The following is a 1809-nucleotide window of genomic DNA, read 5'->3' as shown; positions in this document are numbered from 1 at the left end:
ATGATGTTGGGGTCAAAAGCCCCTTGAATCTAAAACTATAGTTGCTAATCCCTAATGGGATTTACATATATCTGTCCCTTGAAAAGTTAATACAAACCGCATAAACACTGGGAGACATGGCGAAAGCATGATAGAATATAAGTATCAAATCCACGAGGTACATGTCATGTCATTTCGCACAAATGATTCCCAGCAGATTTCAATGTTTGATAGTTTTAACGTCTTGACTGAAAGAGAGCAGAAAGCTCTGGTCAGGTCATGGGCAAAAGTGTTTGCAGAAGAGATATTTCCAACAATAGATGAGGAACGTTTCTCTGTACTATACTCTGCTGATAAAGCATCAAGGCCAAACACACCTGTAAACATCATAATTGGAGCACTTATACTGAAAGAACTCCTTAATCTCTCGGATGATGAGGTTGTTGAGAATCTCATGCTGGATTTCCGCTTCCGTTATGCTCTGCATACAACAAGCTTTGATGAGCAGCCTCTAAGCGATAAAAGTCTCTCCAGATTCCGCCAGCGTTGTTATGACTATGAAATGCTCACTGGAACAGATCTTTACCATGGATGTGTAACAGAGCTTGCAGAAAAAACTGCAAAGCTCATGGGGCTCGATGGAAGGATCCGTCGGATGGACTCCCTCATGGTCGAGGCCAACATCCGCAAACTCAGCCGCATGGAACTCCTGTACAGATGCGTTTCAAAGATGGTTCTCTACCTGAACAAAAATGGTATGCAGGACAGGATATTCCCGATGGAGCACTACTGTGATCCGGATGATTTTAACCGCTTCATCTACCACAGCCGCAGCACAGATACCGATGACAGAATTGCCATCCTTCTGAGAGATGCAGATCTCCTGCTGGAGAAATGCAATGATCTTGAAGATGTTACTGAATATCAGCTTCTTGTAAGATGCATATCTGAGCAGACAGTAGTTGAAGATGACCACCGCAGACTTAAAACGAAAGCTGATGGAGCCATGAGTTCAGGCATCATGCAGTCTCCTGTGGATCCAGACGCAACATTCAGAGAAAAAGCGGGAAAAGAGCATCGCGGATATACAGCCAACATTGAAGAGATTGTAGGACAGAATGGATCAGTGGTAACTGATTATCAGTTTGAGCAGAACAATGTCAGTGACAGTGCCATGTTGAAAGACCATCTGGAAAAAATGGACGAGCAATCAGAGGAAACTATAATGATTGCCGATGGCGCATACAGCGGATCTGATAATGTCGATCTTGCATTCTCAAAAAACGTGAAGCTTATCACTACTGATCTTACCGGCAAGGATGTTGATGTTGTAATGGGTGCCTTCGAATTTAACGAAGATGGAACTGAGGTTCTGTCATGCCCTGCAGGGAATAAGCCAAAATCCTGCACATATATAAAGCAGACAGGTATTTGCCAGGCATCATTTGCGAAGGATGTCTGTGAGCATTGTCCATACAGAATTCATTGTCATCCCAAGACTTACAAGCGAGTATGCAAAGTCAAGGTATCAAAGAAAATGCGCGAGCGAGCTCGTATAAAAGCAAACATGAACACCGAGGAATTCAAGAATTATGGCAGGCTCCGTAATGGTGCTGAGACAGTTCCGTCAATCCTGAAAAACGTCTATGGTGTAAACAAGATGTGTGTCCATGGAAAGCTCCGATGTAAATTTTTCTTTGGATGCAAAATAGCGGCATTGAATTTCAGAAAACTCTTTCGATATCGGAAGGGTCTGGGGCACTATGCTCCGAATCCGGTACTTGCCGGATGATTAATAGGGAATTCCCTGCCATATCCACACTTTGAGAG

Annotated in this window: 1 protein-coding gene; it reads left to right on the top strand. The window is 43.4% G+C overall.

Annotated elements, in window-relative coordinates; translation table 11 throughout:
- The first annotated feature begins 166 nt into the window (after positions 1-166).
- Positions 167-1771: a transposase gene (locus tag BLO53_RS18855; RefSeq protein ID WP_092065262.1), complete on the top strand. Its 1605-nt coding sequence runs from the start codon at positions 167-169 to the stop codon at positions 1769-1771.
- Positions 1772-1809: the final 38 nt, after the last annotated feature.

It is taken from the genome of Butyrivibrio sp. INlla14, from assembly GCF_900102515.1.
Lineage (GTDB): Bacteria > Bacillota > Clostridia > Lachnospirales > Lachnospiraceae > Butyrivibrio.
This window is presented reverse-complemented; position numbering and strand designations above follow the sequence as displayed.